The organism is Yimella radicis (genome assembly GCF_054778255.1).
In genome coordinates this window covers 212,040-227,992 of the sequence record NZ_BAAGZR010000003.1, presented here as the reverse complement: position 1 = coordinate 227,992, position 15,953 = coordinate 212,040, and the positions used below count along the sequence as shown (strand labels likewise).

17 protein-coding genes and 1 pseudogene are annotated in these 15,953 nt (G+C 66.1%); 10 read left to right on the top strand and 8 right to left on the bottom strand.

Annotated elements, in window-relative coordinates; translation table 11 throughout:
- The first annotated feature begins 173 nt into the window (after positions 1–173).
- From ACYU8W_RS02875 to ACYU8W_RS02860, 4 genes are all read left to right on the top strand, one after another.
- On the top strand, positions 174–827 hold the full coding sequence (locus ACYU8W_RS02875) for an NAD(P)H-binding protein (protein WP_499466463.1): 654 nt from the start codon (positions 174–176) through the stop codon (positions 825–827).
- Positions 828–901: 74 nt separating this feature from the next.
- Entirely contained in the window at positions 902–1,042 is a 141-nt protein-coding gene (locus ACYU8W_RS02870; RefSeq protein ID WP_499466459.1) for a hypothetical protein, read from the top strand.
- A gap of 45 nt (positions 1,043–1,087) precedes the next feature.
- Entirely contained in the window at positions 1,088–2,392 is a 1,305-nt protein-coding gene (locus tag ACYU8W_RS02865; RefSeq protein WP_499466456.1) for a carboxylesterase family protein, read from the top strand.
- A 36-nt stretch (positions 2,393–2,428) separates the two neighbouring features.
- Positions 2,429–2,764: a YnfA family protein gene (locus ACYU8W_RS02860; protein ID WP_129624701.1), complete on the top strand. Its 336-nt coding sequence runs from the start codon at positions 2,429–2,431 to the stop codon at positions 2,762–2,764.
- 830 nt (positions 2,765–3,594) lie between these two features.
- Here the strand turns inward: ACYU8W_RS02860 and ACYU8W_RS02855 are convergent.
- Together ACYU8W_RS02855 and ACYU8W_RS02850 are read right to left on the bottom strand one after the other, a co-directional pair.
- Positions 3,595–3,870: pseudogene (locus ACYU8W_RS02855) on the bottom strand (IS630 family transposase); the annotation flags it as partial.
- Between the two features lie 207 nt (positions 3,871–4,077).
- Entirely contained in the window at positions 4,078–4,467 is a 390-nt protein-coding gene (locus tag ACYU8W_RS02850) for a hypothetical protein (protein ID WP_129624699.1), read from the bottom strand.
- A 52-nt stretch (positions 4,468–4,519) separates the two neighbouring features.
- Between ACYU8W_RS02850 and ACYU8W_RS02845 the strand changes: the two genes are divergently transcribed.
- The 5 genes from ACYU8W_RS02845 to ACYU8W_RS02825 all read left to right on the top strand — a co-directional run bounded on the left by ACYU8W_RS02845 (position 4,520) and on the right by ACYU8W_RS02825 (position 9,202).
- Complete coding sequence (locus ACYU8W_RS02845) at positions 4,520–4,705, top strand: hypothetical protein (RefSeq protein ID WP_499466454.1); 186 nt, start codon at positions 4,520–4,522, stop codon at positions 4,703–4,705.
- 320 nt (positions 4,706–5,025) lie between these two features.
- Complete coding sequence (dnaK, locus tag ACYU8W_RS02840) at positions 5,026–6,915, top strand: molecular chaperone DnaK (protein ID WP_239700919.1); 1,890 nt, start codon at positions 5,026–5,028, stop codon at positions 6,913–6,915.
- Positions 6,912–7,688 (top strand): nucleotide exchange factor GrpE, encoded by a 777-nt coding sequence (gene grpE / locus ACYU8W_RS02835; RefSeq protein WP_239700921.1) that lies wholly within the window; start codon positions 6,912–6,914, stop codon positions 7,686–7,688. Before dnaK ends, grpE begins: the two co-directional genes overlap by 4 nt.
- Positions 7,689–7,766: 78 nt before the next feature.
- On the top strand, positions 7,767–8,762 hold the full coding sequence (locus ACYU8W_RS02830) for a DnaJ C-terminal domain-containing protein (RefSeq protein WP_239700923.1): 996 nt from the start codon (positions 7,767–7,769) through the stop codon (positions 8,760–8,762).
- Positions 8,762–9,202: a heat shock protein transcriptional repressor HspR gene (locus tag ACYU8W_RS02825; protein ID WP_499466451.1), complete on the top strand. Its 441-nt coding sequence runs from the start codon at positions 8,762–8,764 to the stop codon at positions 9,200–9,202. The genes ACYU8W_RS02830 and ACYU8W_RS02825 overlap by 1 nt, the downstream gene beginning before the upstream one ends.
- 40 nt (positions 9,203–9,242) lie before the next feature.
- Here the strand turns inward: ACYU8W_RS02825 and ACYU8W_RS02820 are convergent, their stop codons facing one another.
- The 5 genes from ACYU8W_RS02820 to ACYU8W_RS02800 all read right to left on the bottom strand — a co-directional run bounded on the left by ACYU8W_RS02820 (position 9,243) and on the right by ACYU8W_RS02800 (position 13,885).
- Positions 9,243–10,985 carry a pyruvate dehydrogenase gene (locus tag ACYU8W_RS02820; protein ID WP_499466449.1) on the bottom strand — a complete coding sequence of 581 codons (1,743 nt, stop codon included), beginning with the start codon at positions 10,983–10,985 and terminating at the stop codon, positions 9,243–9,245.
- Between the two features lie 82 nt (positions 10,986–11,067).
- Entirely contained in the window at positions 11,068–12,291 is a 1,224-nt protein-coding gene (rocD, locus tag ACYU8W_RS02815; protein ID WP_499466447.1) for an ornithine--oxo-acid transaminase, read from the bottom strand.
- Positions 12,288–12,467, bottom strand: coding sequence for a hypothetical protein (locus ACYU8W_RS02810; RefSeq protein WP_239700932.1), 180 nt, complete (start codon positions 12,465–12,467; stop codon positions 12,288–12,290). Before ACYU8W_RS02810 ends, rocD begins: the two co-directional genes overlap by 4 nt.
- A gap of 61 nt (positions 12,468–12,528) precedes the next feature.
- Positions 12,529–12,999, bottom strand: coding sequence for an SRPBCC family protein (locus ACYU8W_RS02805; protein WP_129624692.1), 471 nt, complete (start codon positions 12,997–12,999; stop codon positions 12,529–12,531).
- A 52-nt stretch (positions 13,000–13,051) separates the two neighbouring features.
- Complete coding sequence (locus ACYU8W_RS02800) at positions 13,052–13,885, bottom strand: SGNH/GDSL hydrolase family protein (protein ID WP_499466445.1); 834 nt, start codon at positions 13,883–13,885, stop codon at positions 13,052–13,054.
- A 121-nt stretch (positions 13,886–14,006) separates the two neighbouring features.
- Between ACYU8W_RS02800 and ACYU8W_RS02795 the strand changes: the two genes are divergently transcribed.
- Positions 14,007–14,294: a hypothetical protein gene (locus tag ACYU8W_RS02795; protein WP_499466443.1), complete on the top strand. Its 288-nt coding sequence runs from the start codon at positions 14,007–14,009 to the stop codon at positions 14,292–14,294.
- Here ACYU8W_RS02795 and ACYU8W_RS02790 read toward each other — a convergent pair.
- Complete coding sequence (locus tag ACYU8W_RS02790; RefSeq protein ID WP_499466441.1) at positions 14,282–15,952, bottom strand: TerD family protein; 1,671 nt, start codon at positions 15,950–15,952, stop codon at positions 14,282–14,284. The genes ACYU8W_RS02795 and ACYU8W_RS02790 overlap by 13 nt on opposite strands.
- Position 15,953: the final 1 nt, after the last annotated feature.

Sequence of the window (15,953 nt, the reverse complement as noted above, 5' to 3'; positions counted from 1 at the left end):
TGAGTTGGCCCACGTGGTCGTGGTCACATCAGAAAACCACCTGAACGTGCAGAAGTCAACAGAAAACAACATTTGTTTATATTTGAACGTCGGGAGGTGCCAACCGGCGGTCCGGGCTACGTACCGTGGGTCGAGTAAGCGCACACGAATCGGACCGATACCTGGAGGCGTACATGACCCGCATCGCGATCATCGGAGGGCACGGCAAGATCGCCCTGCTCGCAGCTCACAAGCTCGCCGCAGCCGGGCACGAGGTCAGCTCGATCATCCGCAATCCCGATCACGCCGCAGATGTCGCCGAGACCGGCGCCGCACCGGTCGTAGCTGATGTCGAGCAACTCGACACCGACGAACTCGCCGAACTGCTCACCGGGCAGCAGGTGATCGTGTGGTCCGCAGGAGCCGGCGGTGGTCACCCCGAGCGCACCTATGCCGTCGACAGGGACGCCGCGATCCGATCGATGGACGCCTCCCGCCAGGCCGGCGTGCTGCGGTACGTGATGGTGTCCTACTTCGGTGCCGGTCCCGGTCACGGTGTGCCGGAAGACAATTCGTTCTTCGCGTACGCCGACGCCAAGGCCGCGGCCGATGAACACCTCAAGGCGTCCGAACTGCAGTGGACGATCCTCAAGCCGAGCACTCTCACTCTCGACCCGTCGTCCGGGACGCTCGACCCGGCGAACGACGGCCAGACGTCCACGTCACGTGAGTTGGTTGCCGATGTGATCACCGCCGTCGTCGAAGCCGACCCCGAAACGGTCGCGGGCCGCGAGATCGAATTCACCGACGGCGACGTTCCGATCGCCGACGCGCTGCATCGTTCGTGAACCCCCAGCGGTAATTCCGGGATCCGTCGCCGCCCCTTCACCAACTGCCGGTGCAGAAGGAGGAGCATGGAGACATGGGTTTGGATGACGGGGTCCTGGCAGTGGTGATCATCCTCATGGTGAACGGACTGCTGCCGATCGCGATGGCGTGGCTCGAACAGCGCTGGCTGCACGATGAGGAGAAGGTGGGCGAGACGGTCCTGTCGCCTCGGTAGCCCTGGCCGCCCGGGCGGCGACGACGGTCTGCGACGATCGCCGGTATGAGCGTCCCGAACACCCCGGTCTGGACGATTCCCGGCGGCAAGGTCTCGGGTCGCGGCACCCCGAAGGTGTGGCAGGCGACCGGCCTTCCCTACGCGTCCGCCTCCCGGTGGGGTCTGCCCGTTCCCGTGCCGTTCTCCGGTCGGGATTTCGATGCACGTGAGCTGTCCCCGGTCTGTCCGCAGGTGTCGTTCCCGCTCATCGACGAAGTGCTGGACGATCTCGAGGGTCGACCGCGAACGGACGAGAACTGTCTCAACCTCTCGGTGACCGTCCCGACCGGCACGAGCTCGGATGCCGCGCTGCCGGTGCTGGTGTGGATCCACGGCGGCTCCTATGTGACCGGTGGTGGCGACCTGCCCATCTACGACCCGACCGCCCTGGTCGTCGAGCAGCGGCTGATCGTGGTCAGCATCAACTATCGGCTCGGACTCTTCGGCTACCTGCGGCACGGCGACGCACCGGGCAATCTCGGTCTGCTCGATCAGCGTGCCGCCCTTCGCTGGGTGCACGAGAACATCGCGGTCTTCGGCGGGGACCCGCAGCACGTCACCGTTTTCGGGGAGTCCGCCGGCGGCGACTCGGTCGCCCACCTGATGATCGCCGAGGGCACCCGGGGTCTGTTCCGTAGGGCGATCGTGATGAGCGCCCCGCTCGGTCTGATGAGCAGACGGGACCGGATGTACGTCGCGATGGCTCGCCAGGTGCAGGACCTTGCGCCGGACGCGTCCGTCGACGAGGTCCTGGCTGCCACCGACCGCTTGCAGCGGATGTCCCTGCGTTACGGCCTGCGGGCCGGGATGCCGTTCGGCCCGCAGTACGGCATCGACCCGTTGCCGAAGGAACGGGATCTGGACGATGCCTGGCGATCAGCGGGATCGATCGATCTGTTGATCGGCCACACCGATCGGGAAGCGGCGCTGTTCGTCCCGTCCCGGCTCGGACGCCTGCCGCTGCGGCCCGGGGTACGCGAGCAACTCGTCCGGCGGCTCACCCGCCGCATCTACGGCACTCCGGCTCGCCGGTTCGCCCAGCGTCATTCGGCGGCCGGCGGCCACACAGGGCGGTACGTCCTGCGCTCGAAACCGGCCAACGGCCCGCTCGCCGGTGCGCACACCACGGATCTCCCGCTCGTCTTCCCCGGGCCGGCGTGGGATTCCATCGTTCATGCGTCCGGCCCGGCGTGGCATGCAACCTGCGATGAAGGACGTGCAATGCGCACTGTGCTGGCCGAATTCGCGAGGAGCGGCACGCTCGACGAACGTGCACATGCACCCGTGTTCGTGCACGCACTGCGATCCTGACCCGAGCCGAAGGGGCTGCCGACAACAATGGGCGCCATGATGATCGCCCGCTCGCTCGCGTTGTTCCTGGCTGCCGCAGTCTGCGAGATCGGCGGCGCGTGGCTCGTCTGGCAGGGCGTGCGGGAGCACAAGGGTTGGCTCTGGATCGGAGCCGGCGTGATCGCGTTAGGCCTCTACGGGTTCGTCGCGACCTTGCAGCAGGACGCGAACTTCGGGCGGATCCTGGCGGCGTACGGGGGAGTCTTCGTCGCAGGTTCGTTGGTCTGGGGGATGGTGATGGACGGCTACCGTCCCGATCGCTACGACGTGGTCGGGGCGCTCTGCTGCCTGGTGGGTGTCGCGATCATCATGTACTCACCCCGCGCCATTTGACCGTTCCGACGCGGAGTCGACGTAGTTCGAAATCCCGGCTACTACGCGGTCAGTGCTACATACTTCTTCGCCGCCGCACGAACAGGAGCTTCCTGCCAGCGGCGATACGGCTTGATGACTTGCAGAGGTGGAGGATCACTCTATGGTCGTGGTGGAGCCACGGTAGGTGGTGTGTACTGGACGGGCTGGGATAGGCGGCAAGTGACATTTTCTCGAGTTCGCCACGAGCGCGTACATCGAGCGCAATGGCGTCGGTATGGTCTCTCTTTTGCTGCACGCCACATTAGAGCAGGAACAAATCCCTGTCGGAACAGATACGAACGGCAAGCAGGGCTTATTGATGGCGGATACTAGGAATTCATGAAAGTATCGACATTTGCTGTACTTGTAGGCAATGCATTTCTACTGACCTCCTGCGAGAGTTCTCAGGCGGTAGGGAACAGTGCCATATCGCACAATGGTCGCGGCGTGATCACTGCAGAGTTCAAAGCTTGCCTGCCTGGCATAACGGATGCTTACTTCAGAGACAACAGTGGCATGGTCCTCCAGCACTGGAAATCTACCCAAGGACCCAAGCGCAGGGGACAGTTCAGTCCCGGAAAGGACTCGCAGGGATGGCAAAGAGTCACTGGCAGCAACAAGCCGTTGTCTCCAGGCGCATACTCATTCGATGCCACCGGTCCCGAAAAAGGGTTTTCCGGTTCACTTTATTTCACAACTGCCCAGCTTCTTCATCAACCTAAAGATCGTCTCTACACAGAGTCGTACGATCAACAGAACGAAATGCCGTCTCTTGAACCAATTCCCGGCGGGGAGTTGCAGGTACGCTGCTAGTGGGCTGCGTTTGAAGTCTTCTGACGGTTGGCCTTCGCGAGGATTTGCTCGGCGGTCTTGGTCCAGACGAACGGGTGGGATCGGTTGTTCCAGCCGGTGATGAAGGCGCGAATCTTGGCGTTTAGGTCGGGCACGGAGGTGAACGTGCCGCGGTGGATCGCTTGGCGTTCGATGATGCCGAACCAGATCTCGACCATGTTCATCCAGGATGCGTGGGTCGGGGTGAAGTGCACGACCACGCGGGGGTTGACCGCGAGCCATGCCTTGACGTCGTCGCCGGTGGTCCCCGCTTGGCCGATGTCGCGCACGGTGCTGCCGCCGTCGGGCTGGGAACGGCGTGGACCGCCTCAGGCGGCGGTCTACTGCCGTCGTCCTCGTGATGGCGGTGTCGCTGGCTGCGCCGGTGTTCGTGCGCTACCGGGTGGCACGTTGACCACCGGCGCACCACCGGATCCGCGTCCTGACCCGCACCCCGATCCTCAGGCCCAGGTGACCTTGCCTTCGCCGACCTTCTTCTGGGCTTCGGTGGTCTGGGTCAGACCCGGAATGCGCTTGCCCTTCTCCGGGGAGGCGAGGATCGCCCAGTTGGTGCCCCCGACGTACGACACCGGCTTGCCCTTGGCCCAGCGCACCTTGATCTCCGCCAGGGCCGGCCCGATCTGCCCGGCCTTCTCCGTTCGCATGACGGTGTACTCGATGTCGCCCGCGGTGCAGTCGTACCCGGTCTTGACGCCCTTCGCCAGCAGCCAGCTGCTCTTCGGCGGCACCGCGCGCTCGCGTGCACAACCCAGCTTCGTCGCGAACGCTTCGATGGCGGCGTCGTCAAGCAGAGCGCCATCGGTGGACGTCGGTGAACTGGTCTCACTCACCGTTGGGCTCGAAGTTTCCGAACTGGTCGGGCTCGAGGTCTCGGGGCCGGAGGTGTCAGTGCTCGACTCGGTGCTCGACTCGGTGCTCGACTCGGTGCTCGACTCGGAACTGCTCGTCGGCTCCGCTGTACCGGTGGTCGTCGCCCCGGAATTCGTGGCGCTGCTGACCGTCACACCGGAGTCCGAACCGCAGCCCGCCAGCAGTGTCGTGGCAGCGACCGCGCTGAGAAGGGCGTAACTAGGCTTCATGGGGTCCACCTGGGGTCCAGACCGGAATGTCGAGCGCTGACAGCGTACGTCGTCCCGGTCGTGCATTGTTGCTGGTGCGCCGGTCCGCGATCGCGAACCGCGAAGTGGACGGCGCCGCGGCAGGTCTGGTTCCACCTCAAAGCCGACAGTAAACCGACCAGAAAATTTTTGTCGGGTCGGGAATGATGGACGCGTCCAGGAGGTTGAGTCCATCAGACGCAAATTTCCAGGGTCTCGACTTGACAATGTTTCTACACCCGGAGTTGAGTCGCCTGTAGTCCTGAACCCCACAACAAGGAGAACATCACCATGGCTCGTGCGGTAGGTATTGACCTCGGCACCACCAACTCGGCCGTTGCCGTCCTTGAGGGCAACGATCCGGAAATCATCGCGAACGCTGAGGGCGGCCGCACCACGCCGTCCGTCGTGGCTTTCGCCAAGAACGGCGACGTCCTCGTCGGCGAGATCGCCAAGCGACAGGCGGTCACCAACGTCGACCGCACCATCCGTTCGGTCAAGCGCCACATGGGCACCGACTGGACCACCGACGAGATCGACGGCAAGAAGTACACGCCGCAGGAGATCTCCGCGCGCATTCTGATGAAGCTCAAGCGGGACGCCGAGTCCTACCTCGGCGAGAAGGTCACTGACGCGGTCATCACCGTCCCGGCGTACTTCGACGACGCCGAGCGTCAGGCCACCAAGGAGGCCGGCGAGATCGCAGGCCTCAACGTCCTGCGCATCGTCAACGAGCCCACCGCGGCCGCACTGGCATACGGCCTGGACAAGGGCAAGGAGGACGAGCTCATCCTGGTCTTCGACCTGGGTGGCGGCACCTTCGACGTCTCGCTGCTCGAGGTCGGCAAGGACCCCGAGGACGGCTTCAGCACCATCCAGGTGCGCGCCACCAGCGGTGACAACAAGCTCGGTGGTGACGACTGGGACCAGCGCATCGTCGAGCACCTGCTCACCACGGTGAAGAACCAGACCGGTGTCGACCTGTCCAAGGACAAGATCGCCATGCAGCGTTTGCGCGACGCCGCCGAGCAGGCCAAGAAGGAACTGTCGTCGTCGACGTCCACCAACCTGTCGCTGCAGTACCTGAGCATGGGTGAGAACGGTCCGATCCACCTGGACGAGACCATCACCCGCGCGCAGTTCGAGCAGATGACCAAGGACCTCCTGGAGCGCACCAAGACCCCGTTCCAGAACGTCATCAAGGACGCCGGCATCTCGGTCGGCGACATCGACCACGTAGTGCTCGTGGGTGGTTCCACCCGCATGCCCGCAGTCGCCGAGGTCGTCAAGGAACTCACCGGCAAGGAGCCCAACAAGGGCGTCAACCCGGACGAGGTCGTCGCCGTCGGTGCTGCCCTGCAGGCCGGTGTGCTGAAGGGTGAGCGCAAGGACGTGCTGCTCATCGACGTCACCCCGCTGAGCCTGGGTATCGAGACCAAGGGTGGTCTGTTCACCAAGCTCATCGAGCGCAACTCCGCGATCCCGACCAAGCGCACCGAGGTGTTCTCGACGGCCGAGGACAACCAGCCGTCCGTCGATATCCAGGTGTTCCAGGGTGAGCGCGAAGTGGCCAAGATGAACAAGCCGCTCGGCAACTTCGAACTCTCCGGCATCGCACCCGCCCCGCGTGGTGTGCCGCAGATCGAGGTCACCTTCGACATCGACGCCAACGGCATCGTGCACGTGTCCGCCAAGGACCGCGGCACGGGCAAGGAAGCCTCGATCCAGATCACCGGTGGATCCGCCCTCCCCAAGGAGGACATCGACCGCATGATCAAGGACGCCGAGGAGCACGCCGCCGAGGACGCCAAGCGGCGCGAGGCCACCGAGGCGCGCAACACCGCCGAGCAGCTCGTGTACTCGACGGAGAAGTTCCTCGCCGACAACGGTGACAAGATCCCGGCCGATACCAAGACCGAGGTCGAGACCGCGACCAACGACCTGAAGGACGCGCTCAAGGACGAGAACACCTCCCCGGAGGACATCGCGGCCAAGAGCAAGACCCTCTCGGACGTCTCGCAGAAGATGGGCGCGGCGATGTACGCGTCCGAGAGCGCCGAAGGTGCGCCCTCGGGTGACGCCTCCACCGCAGGTGCCGCGGACGACTCCGCCCAGACCGCCGGTGACGACGACGTCGTCGACGCCGAGGTCGTGGACGACGACGAGTCGGACAAGAAGTGACCGACGATCAGGTGGGCTCCTCGCAGGAGGAGCCCACCGGGCCGGTCGTCCGGGACAAGCGCCGTATCGACCCCGAGACGGGCGAGCTGCGCGGCGCACACCCCGCAGACCATGAGAAGGAGGACGCCGTGAGCGACGACAACAGCGCTGACAAGAGTGCCGAGAAGGGCTCCGAGAAGGGTTCGGGCAACGACGAGTTCGACCGGATCGTCGAGGCGGAAGGCGGCGACAGCGCGTTCGGTGGGGCGGTCGGCGACGACCTGCCCAATACCGAAGCGATCAACGACGACCCGCAGCAGACAACCGGTTCGAGCGCCGGTCCGAGCGACGACGTCCACCCGGACGCCGCGCTCGCCGCCGAGCGGTTGGCAGACCTGCAGCGACTGCAGGCCGAGTACGTCAACTACAAACGGCGCGTCGACCGCGACCGCGAGATGGCGCACAGCGCCACCCTCGCCGGATTCGTGGAGTCGCTGTTGCCGGTGTTGGACGAGATCCACTACGCGCGCCAGCACGGCGACCTCGAGGAGGGTTCGCCGTTCGCCAAGATCGCCGCCAAGCTCGATGCGATCCTGGGTCGCTACGGCCTGGCCAGCTTCGGTGAGGTGGGCGACGCGTTCGACCCGATGCACCACGAGGCCCTGATGCACATCGAGGCCGAGGTGCCCGAGGGCAGCGAAGGCACCACCGTCGTTCAGGTGATGCAGCCCGGTTACAAGGTGGGCGAGCGTGTCGTGCGCCCGGCCCGCGTGGCGGTCGCAGACCCTCAGTGATGCAGTTCCCCGTCGTGGGCCACGCGGACGGGAAACAGATCGGAACCGTGGCCCACGACGAAGGACCAAGGAGAAAGCATGGCGAGCCAGGACTGGCTGGAGAAGGACTTTTACAAGATCCTCGGGGTGCCCCAGGACGCGTCCGAGGCCGACATCAAGAAGGCCTACCGCAAATTGGCCCGGCAGTACCACCCGGACAAGAACCCGGGCGACACGGTCGCCGAGCAGAAGTTCAAGGACGTCGGGGAGGCCAACTCCGTCCTCGGCGACAAGGACAAGCGCGCCGAGTACGACCAGTTGCGCGCGATGGTCGGCGGGGGAGCTCGCTTCACCGCAGGCGGTGGAGGGGGTGGCGCCGGAGCAGCCGGCTTTGAGGACCTCTTCGGTTCGATGTTCGGTGGCGGCGGTGCCGGTCCGGCCGGCGGCTTCTCCACCGGTGGCGGGCAGACCTTCAACCTGGACGACATCCTCGGCCAGTTCGGTGGTGGCGCAGGGGGATTCGGCGGCAACGGCGGATTCAGCCAAGCGCCCCCGAAGGGCCGCGACGTCCGTGCTCAGACCACCTTGTCGTTCCGTTCCGCGGCTGAGGGCGAGACCGTCTCGCTGCAGTCGGCCGACGGTTCGACGATCAAGACCCGTATCCCCGCGGGCGTGAAGGACGGACAGACGATCCGGCTGCGGGGCAAGGGGCAGCCCGGCCCCGGCGGTGCCGGCGACCTGCTGCTGGAAGTGCACGTGCAGCCGCACCCGGTGTTCGGCCGGGACGGCAACGACATCACCGTCGACCTGCCGGTCACCTTCGCCGAGGCGACCTTGGGCGCCACGGTCGCGGTGCCGACCCTCGACGGTTCGACCGTCAAGGTCAAGATCGCTCCCGGAACGCAGTCCGGTCAGGTGCTGCGGATCAAGGGCCGAGGCATCCAGGCCAAGTCCGGCGCGGGCAACCTGCTCGCGAAGGTGCACGTGGTGGTGCCGACAGATCTGTCGGACGACGACAAGAAGACGCTCGCCGAGATCGCCGACAAACGGGGCGGTGACCCGCGCGCCGATCTGATGGCGAAGGCGCGTCAGTGATGAACCGCTCGCCCATACCCGACATGGACGCCCCGGTGTACGTGATCTCGGTGGCGGCCGAGCTGGCCGGAATGCACGCTCAAACGTTGCGTCAGTACGACCGGCTCGGCATCGTCACCCCGTCGCGCACCCGGGGTGGCGGACGCCGTTACAGCGCCCGCGACATCGAGATGTTGCGGGAGGTGCAGCGCCTGTCCCAGGAGGAAGGCGTCAGCCTGGCCGGCATCGCCCGGATCATGGAGCTCGAGGCACAGGTCGACACCCTCCGCGCCAGGGTCCACGAACTTCAGGATCAGCTCCAATACGCTTCGGCGGCAAGAGTTTTCGCCGCTGCGCCGGGCGGTCAGATCGTCGCACTGCGGCCGGGCGAACGTGCCCGTCGCCGGGCCCCGGGCACGTCCTTGGTGGTTTGGCGCCCCAGCGCTGATCTACACCCGTAATCAAGGAAACCGGTCGCAGTTGCGACCGGTTTCCTTGTCGTCAGCGGGGCAGGTTGCGCAGGTTGGACCGCGCCATCGACACCGCTTCTCCCGCGCCGCCGTTGAACACGATCTTGCTCATCGCCGTGGCGAATCCGAAGATCTGCGTGCCGGTCACCTTGGGCGGGATCGACAACGCGTTCGGGTCGGTCACGACGTCCACCAGTGCCGGCCCGTCGTGCGCCAGCGCTTCCCGGTACGCCTTCTCCAAGTGCTTCGGGTCCTCCACGCGAATCGACTTCCAGCCCATGGCTGCTGCGATCGCGGCGTAGTTGACCTCGGGCACGTCGACGCCGAAGTCGGGCAACTTGTCGACCAGCATCTCCAGCTTCACCATGCCCAGGGTCGAGTTGTTGAACACCACGACATTGATCGGCAGGTCGTAGGCCGCCGCGGTGAGCATCTCGCCCAGCAGCATGCCAAGGCCACCGTCACCTGACATCGAGATCACCTGCCGGTCGCGCTGGGCGAACTGTGCGCCGATGGCCTGCGGCAGCGCGTTCGCCATCGATCCGTGCAGAAACGAGCCGATGAGGCGGCGCGAGCCGAGCGGGTTGATGTACCGAGCGCTCCACACGTTGCACATGCCGGTGTCGGCGGTGAACACCGCGTTGTCCGCCGCGACTTGGTCCAGGACGGACGCCGCGTACTCGGGGTGGATCGGCTTCTTCTTCTCCACGTTGCGCGTGTAGGCGCCTACTGCTTTGTCCATGAGCCCGTCGTGACGCTTGAGGGTCTTCTCCAGGAACGTGCGGCTCTTCTTACGCTGCACCAACGGGATCAGCGCGCGCAGGGTCGTACCCACGTCACCGTGTACCGGAATGTCCACGGAGGTACGTCGGCCGATCACGGCGGCATCGCGGTCGACCTGGGCCGTGGTGACGTCGGGTAAGAACTGGTCGTAAGGGAAGTCGGTGCCGAGCATGATCAGCAGGTCGGCGTCCTCCATCCCGGCCGCCGCAGCGCCGTAACCGAGCAAGCCGGTCATGCCCACGTCGTACGGGTTGTCGTACTGGATGAGCTCCTTGCCACGCAGTGAGTGCCCGACGGGTGCACCGATGAGGTCGGCGAGCTCGACGACGGCGTCGTGTTCGCCGGCGATGCCATGCCCGACGAAGAGAGCAACCTTGTCGGAGGCGTTGATGGCGTCGGCGAGCCGTTGCATGACCGCCGCCGGGGGAGTGAGGACTCCGCGCTCGACCGGAACATAGCGGGGCGCTTCTGCCGTCGCTTCCTCGTCGGCGACATCGCCGGGCAAGGTGATGACCGCGACGCCCGGCTCGGCCACCGCGTGCCTGATCGCGGACGCCACCACGCGGGGGGCCTGGGTCGGGGTGGAGATGAGCTCGGAGTAGACCGAGCACTCGTTGAAGATGCGGTCGGGGTGCGTCTCCTGAAAGTACCCCTGGCCGATCTGGGAGCTCGGGATGTGGCTCGCGATCGCGATCACCGGCGCGCCCGAACGATTCGCGTCGTACAGGCCGTTGATCAGGTGCAGGTTGCCCGGACCGCACGAGCCGGCGCACGCGACGAGTTCACCGGTGACCTGGGCATCGGCGCCGGCTGCGAACGCAGCGGCTTCCTCGTGGCGCACGTGGACCCAGTCGATCCCACCTTTCGCCGAGCCGCCGGTACGGCGCACGGCGTCGACCACCGGGTTGAGACTGTCGCCGACGATGCCGTAGATGCGGCGGACGCCGGCGTCCTGAAGTTGAGCGACGAGCTGATCAGCAACGGTTGTCATGCGTCCAGTCAACGCTGATCCGGCGGGGTTGTGCAGCTTGCGGCCTGTTCGGTGTGCCACGTCGGCGCACTCGGCTTACAGCTCATCGAATCGCGTCGGCCAGTGACTCGGAGATGGAGTCGGCGATGAGATCGATGTCCGACTCGGACGCCACGAGCGGGGGAGCGATACGCACGGTCGAGCCGTGGGTGTCCTTGACCAGGACACCGCGGTGCATCAGCGCGACACTCAGGTCGCGTCCGCTCATCACGTTCGGATCGAGGTCGAGGCCGGCCCACAGTCCGCGGCTGCGGACGGTGACCACCGCGTCCCCGAGGCCGTTGAGACGTTCGGTGAGGCGTGCACCTAATCGGCTTGCGGCGTCCTGGAATTCGCCGGTGCCGAGCATCGCGACGACCTCGCGTCCGACCGCCGCCGCCAACGGATTGCCGCCGAACGTCGAACCGTGGCTGCCCGGAGTGATGACGTCGAGCACGTCGTGGTTCGCGGCAATCGCAGAGACCGGCAGGATGCCGCCGCCGAGCGCCTTGCCGAGCACGACGATGTCGGGCACGACGTTCTCGTGTTCGACGGCCAGCGTGCGACCGGTCCGTGCCAGACCCGACTGGATCTCGTCGGCGATGAACAGCATGTTGTGCTGCGTGCAGAGTTCACGCACCCGGCCGAGGAAGCCGGCCGGCGGGATCACGACGCCACCCTCGCCCTGGATCGGCTCGATCAGCACTGCAATCGTCTCGTCGTTGATCGCGGCTTCGAGCGCCTCGGCGTCGCCGTAGGGAACAACCACGAATCCCGGTGTGAACGGCCCGAATCCGGCGCGCGCCTCCTCGTCCGTCGAGAACGAGACGATCGTGGTGGTGCGGCCGTGGAAGTTGCCGTCCATGACGATGATCTGCCCGCGTTCGGCCGGGATGCCCTTCACCTCGTGGCCCCAACGTCGTGCCACCTTCAGGGCCGTCTCGACGGCCTCGGCACCGGTGTTCATCGGCAGGATGACCTCCTTGCCGACGAGGTCACCGAGTTCGGCGGCGAACTCTCCGAGCTGGTCGTTGTAGAACGCGCGGCTGGTCAGGGTCAGCTTGCGCAGCTGGGTCTCGGCGGCGGCGATCAGCTGCGGGTGGCCGTGGCCGAAGTTGAGCGCGGAGTAGCCGGCGAGGCAGTCGAGGTACCGGTTGCCGTCGACGTCGGTCACCCAGGCGCCCTCACCGTGGGCGAGGACGACGGGCAGCGGGTGGTAATTGTGCGCGGCGCGCGACTCGGTGAGGTCGACGTGGTGCTGCGTGCTGGAAGCGGTGGATGCGCTCATGTGGTGACTCCTTCTTCGACAGTATTCACGGTAGGTGCTTCCTGGCGTCCGTGGCTCTTGGCGTACCAACAGGCCACGATTGCGCCGGCGACGGCGGCCATCGCAAGCACTGCCCAGGCCAGGCCGGCGTGGAACTGCCAGAGCGCGAGCGCACCGAGCTTCCTGCCCGCGAGCACACCACGAGGGTTCCGCGACGTTGCCGCGGAACCCTCGTAGAACGTTGTGCCCGAGAGGAACTCAGACCAGTTCGGACAGGCGCTGCAGGCTGTGCTCCAGCTTGTCCTTCTCGACCAGCGGGAAACTGATCTTCTTCAGCAAGTCCTTGTCGGTGACCTTGCTCCAGTCGTAGGTGAGCGTCACCTCGGTCTCGTGCTGGCCCTTCGGCTCCAGTTCCCAGACCCACTCCCAGCCCTTGGGCTCGGTGCCGGCGGGGGCGGTCTGCCATGCCACGAGGCGGTCGTGGGCATAGCCGGTGACGTGGTTGTCGGTCTTGTACTCACCGCCCATGTGATCGCCTTCCATGTTCATGGTGAACACCTGGCCGTTGGCGGTGATCCGGTCGCCCTGGTCCTCGCTGCGCACGAAGCCGGAGCCGTCGAACTCGGGGTGGCGCTTGGGGTTGCTGATGATGTCGAAGATGGCGTCGGCCGGAGCCTCGATGGTGCGGCTGACGACGATCTTGTTCTGTTCTGCCTTGTGGTTGCTCATGTCTCCACTCTGCCTTCCGGACGGCCGTCGTACGGCTGTCCGGCTCGATCGATCAGGCCGTGGCGCCGACGTGCTCGTGCACCCAGACGGCGTCGCCCGCGCGGGAGCGCGCCAGCCGCTTCATGCCGTCGGACGGGTGGACGAGCTCGGGCCACTTCGGGGTGAGCGAATCTCCCTCCCTGACGCCGCTGAGTCGTCGGCGCAACAGCGGCAACACCTCGTGGCGCACCCACGCGCTCTCGGTACGCACCGCCTGTCGCCACGGCCGCGGCTCCCATGGACCCAGTTGCGGCAACTTCAACGTGTGCGGGATGCCGAGTGTCTTGAGCACCTCGGCGGCGAGCACCTTGTGTCCGGCGCCCGACATGTGGATGCGGTCGGGTGCCCACATGCGCCGATCGCGGAACTCCGAGAGGCGGGTGTGGTCGACCAGGATGGCGTTGTACGACACGGAAAGATCGCGAACCACATTGTTGTAGAAGGAGATCCGGCGACGGAAGGGTTCGAGTACGCGGCTGCTGGTGGTGTCGAACGTGGTGAACAGCACAACGTCGGGGACGGCGTGTGTCAGTTCGCGTAACGCCGCTTCGTAGCGTTCCATCACCGAGTTCATGTCGACCCGGATGGACAGAATGTCGTTGCCACCGGCGTAGAAGGAGGCGACCGTGGGTTCGAGCGCGATGGCGTCCTGCAACTGCCCCTGCACGATCTCGTCGAGTAGTTTACTGCGGATCGCCAGGTTCGCGTACTTCCACCGGTCGTCGGCCCGTCCCAGTTGCCGGGCCATGCGGTCGGCCCATCCTCGAACCCCGTTGGGATACAACAGGTTCGGATCGCCCACACCTTCGGTGAACGAGTCCCCGATCGCCACGAAACGTCCAGTCATCGAGGGGCACGGTAAGTGGTTCGGGCGACGGGCCCGCGACGGGCGAGTGACCTGCGAGCGAACTTACGTGCGTGCGGTGCGCCCTTTTGTTCGGCGAGGATCGCGGTGGCAGGGTGGGCGCGTGACCGAGTACCTGCTGGTGTTCCCCGAACGCGACGGCGCCGACGAAGTGGCCGAAGAGCTGCGCGACGAAGAATTCGACGAGGTTCGCGTCGTCCGTGAGGCGCTGGCCGGAGAGGACGATTCGGAGGACCACGACTGGGCGGTCTACGTCCGGGTCGACACCATCGACGACCCGACCTCGGCCGTCGCCAAAGCGCTGGTCGCCCGGTTCGAGGAGATGACCGCAGACCGCGACGGTTGGCTCGACGACGACGTGACCGGCAAGGGCTGGACTCAGGACCGCTGACCGGACGAGGTGATCCGGGCCGCCACGGAGCGGGCACTCGCCGTCGCCTCGGGATCGAAGCACCACGCAACACCGGTGTCGTCCAACAGGTTCGGTTCCGGACCGTCCTGCAGCCACAGCGCCGAACGCAGCATCTCCTCCATCGCGCTGCCTTCCGTCGGTGGCTCGGCCGCGGCATCGATCTGGGTCAGCACGACGAACTGGACGTCGAGCGCGAAACCCCAGGGCAGACACTCGGCGATGCGCCGTTGGATCTGCTCGTCGTACCCGTGCGGCCAGTGCGCCAGCACCACGAGGTGACGGGCGTCGTCCCGGACGTCATCCAGCGCGTCGGGGATCCGGGACTCGACGGCCATCCGTGCCAGATCGACGCGGTGCGCGAGTTGATCGACGAACGAGACTAACTCGGCGGGCGAGCGATGGCGAGTGACGTCGTCGGTGATGCCCGGACCGAACTGTCCGAGTGACGACGACAGCGATCCGTCGATGTCGACCAGTTGGACGTCGAACCCGCCGGGCGGGGTGAGTGCCATCATCCGGGCGATGAGTCCGTGCACCCACTCGGCTCCTACCGGTGGGCGGTTCGGGTCGTCCGACCACATCAGTGCACGTGCGGCCCAGGTGTGTGGCATCGGCAGGTTGAGCGAGGGTCCTTGAGGTGGGTACAGCGAGCCGAGGCGGATGACGGACGCTGTGTGATCCTTGCGGTCGATCGCGCGGTTCGTGGGCGAGTGCGCCCGTGCGGCCAGCGTCTCCCAGTCCAGGGAATCCAGACGCGCGAGGGGGAGGGGCATCGCGAACTCCTCGGCAACGAGTTCGCTATGCAGAGCCTCGGCCTCCTGTGCGTACCGTCCCTCGGCACGGGACACGAGTTCGGCACACTCCTGCTCGACGGACGCCGGCACCCCGGCTGTACCGACTGCACCGCGTGCGTTCTCCTGCGCGGCGAGCATCTTGTCAGCGGCGTAGGCGAGAGCGGTCTGATGTGCGCGCCGGGCCTGACTGATGTCGTGGCGCAGGCTCCGGATCGCTCGCAACGCCCCGGCCACCGTGTCGTCGTCCGGTCCGGCAAACACCTGAGTGGGGTTGCCGTGGGCCGGGGGTTGAGTTGACCTCGGTAGAGGAATCGCAGGTGGTGTAACCGGCGGCGCTGCTGCTTCGATCGGGGCCTCAGGTGTCTCGACGTCGATCCCGTGTGCTTGGAGTGCCGCGGGCAGTCCGTCGCGCCAGCCCTGCCCGACGGCGCGCACCTTCCACGCAGCGTTGCGGCGATAAACCTCGAGCCCGATCAGGCAGCGTTCGCCGTCCAATCGAGTTGGTTCGTAACGTACTTCGCTCGATTCTCCGTGGGCGGAGACCTGGACGACACCGTCGGCGAGCGGCGGCTGGTCGTCGTCGACACTCACCAGCAGCCGGACCACCTGGATCTCAGCAGGTAGGTGTGCGGTCTCGATGTGGACGGTCTGCCCGTCTTGCGCATCGGTCGTCCACTTCACACCGGTCGTGTGCGGTGCGTTGTAGAACACGAAGTCCTGCTCGTCCCGCACCTTCGCATCACTACCGAGCAGCAACGCCGACAGGTCGGCCCGCCCGTGTAGCCGGACGGTCACCCGCGTTTCGGGCCACGGGTGGTTCTGTCCGCTGACGAGTTCGGTCACG

Coding starts and splice junctions, on each gene's coding strand:
- ACYU8W_RS02875 (WP_499466463.1), top strand. CDS start 174: ATGACCCGCATCGCGATCATCGGAGGGCACGGCAAGATCGCCCTGCTC.
- ACYU8W_RS02870 (WP_499466459.1), top strand. CDS start 902: ATGGGTTTGGATGACGGGGTCCTGGCAGTGGTGATCATCCTCATGGTG.
- ACYU8W_RS02865 (WP_499466456.1), top strand. CDS start 1,088: ATGAGCGTCCCGAACACCCCGGTCTGGACGATTCCCGGCGGCAAGGTC.
- ACYU8W_RS02860 (WP_129624701.1), top strand. CDS start 2,429: ATGATGATCGCCCGCTCGCTCGCGTTGTTCCTGGCTGCCGCAGTCTGC.
- dnaK (WP_239700919.1), top strand. CDS start 5,026: ATGGCTCGTGCGGTAGGTATTGACCTCGGCACCACCAACTCGGCCGTT.
- ACYU8W_RS02830 (WP_239700923.1), top strand. CDS start 7,767: ATGGCGAGCCAGGACTGGCTGGAGAAGGACTTTTACAAGATCCTCGGG.
- ACYU8W_RS02825 (WP_499466451.1), top strand. CDS start 8,762: ATGAACCGCTCGCCCATACCCGACATGGACGCCCCGGTGTACGTGATC.
- ACYU8W_RS02820 (WP_499466449.1), bottom strand. CDS start 10,985: ATGACAACCGTTGCTGATCAGCTCGTCGCTCAACTTCAGGACGCCGGC.
- rocD (WP_499466447.1), bottom strand. CDS start 12,291: ATGAGCGCATCCACCGCTTCCAGCACGCAGCACCACGTCGACCTCACC.
- ACYU8W_RS02805 (WP_129624692.1), bottom strand. CDS start 12,999: ATGAGCAACCACAAGGCAGAACAGAACAAGATCGTCGTCAGCCGCACC.
- ACYU8W_RS02800 (WP_499466445.1), bottom strand. CDS start 13,885: ATGACTGGACGTTTCGTGGCGATCGGGGACTCGTTCACCGAAGGTGTG.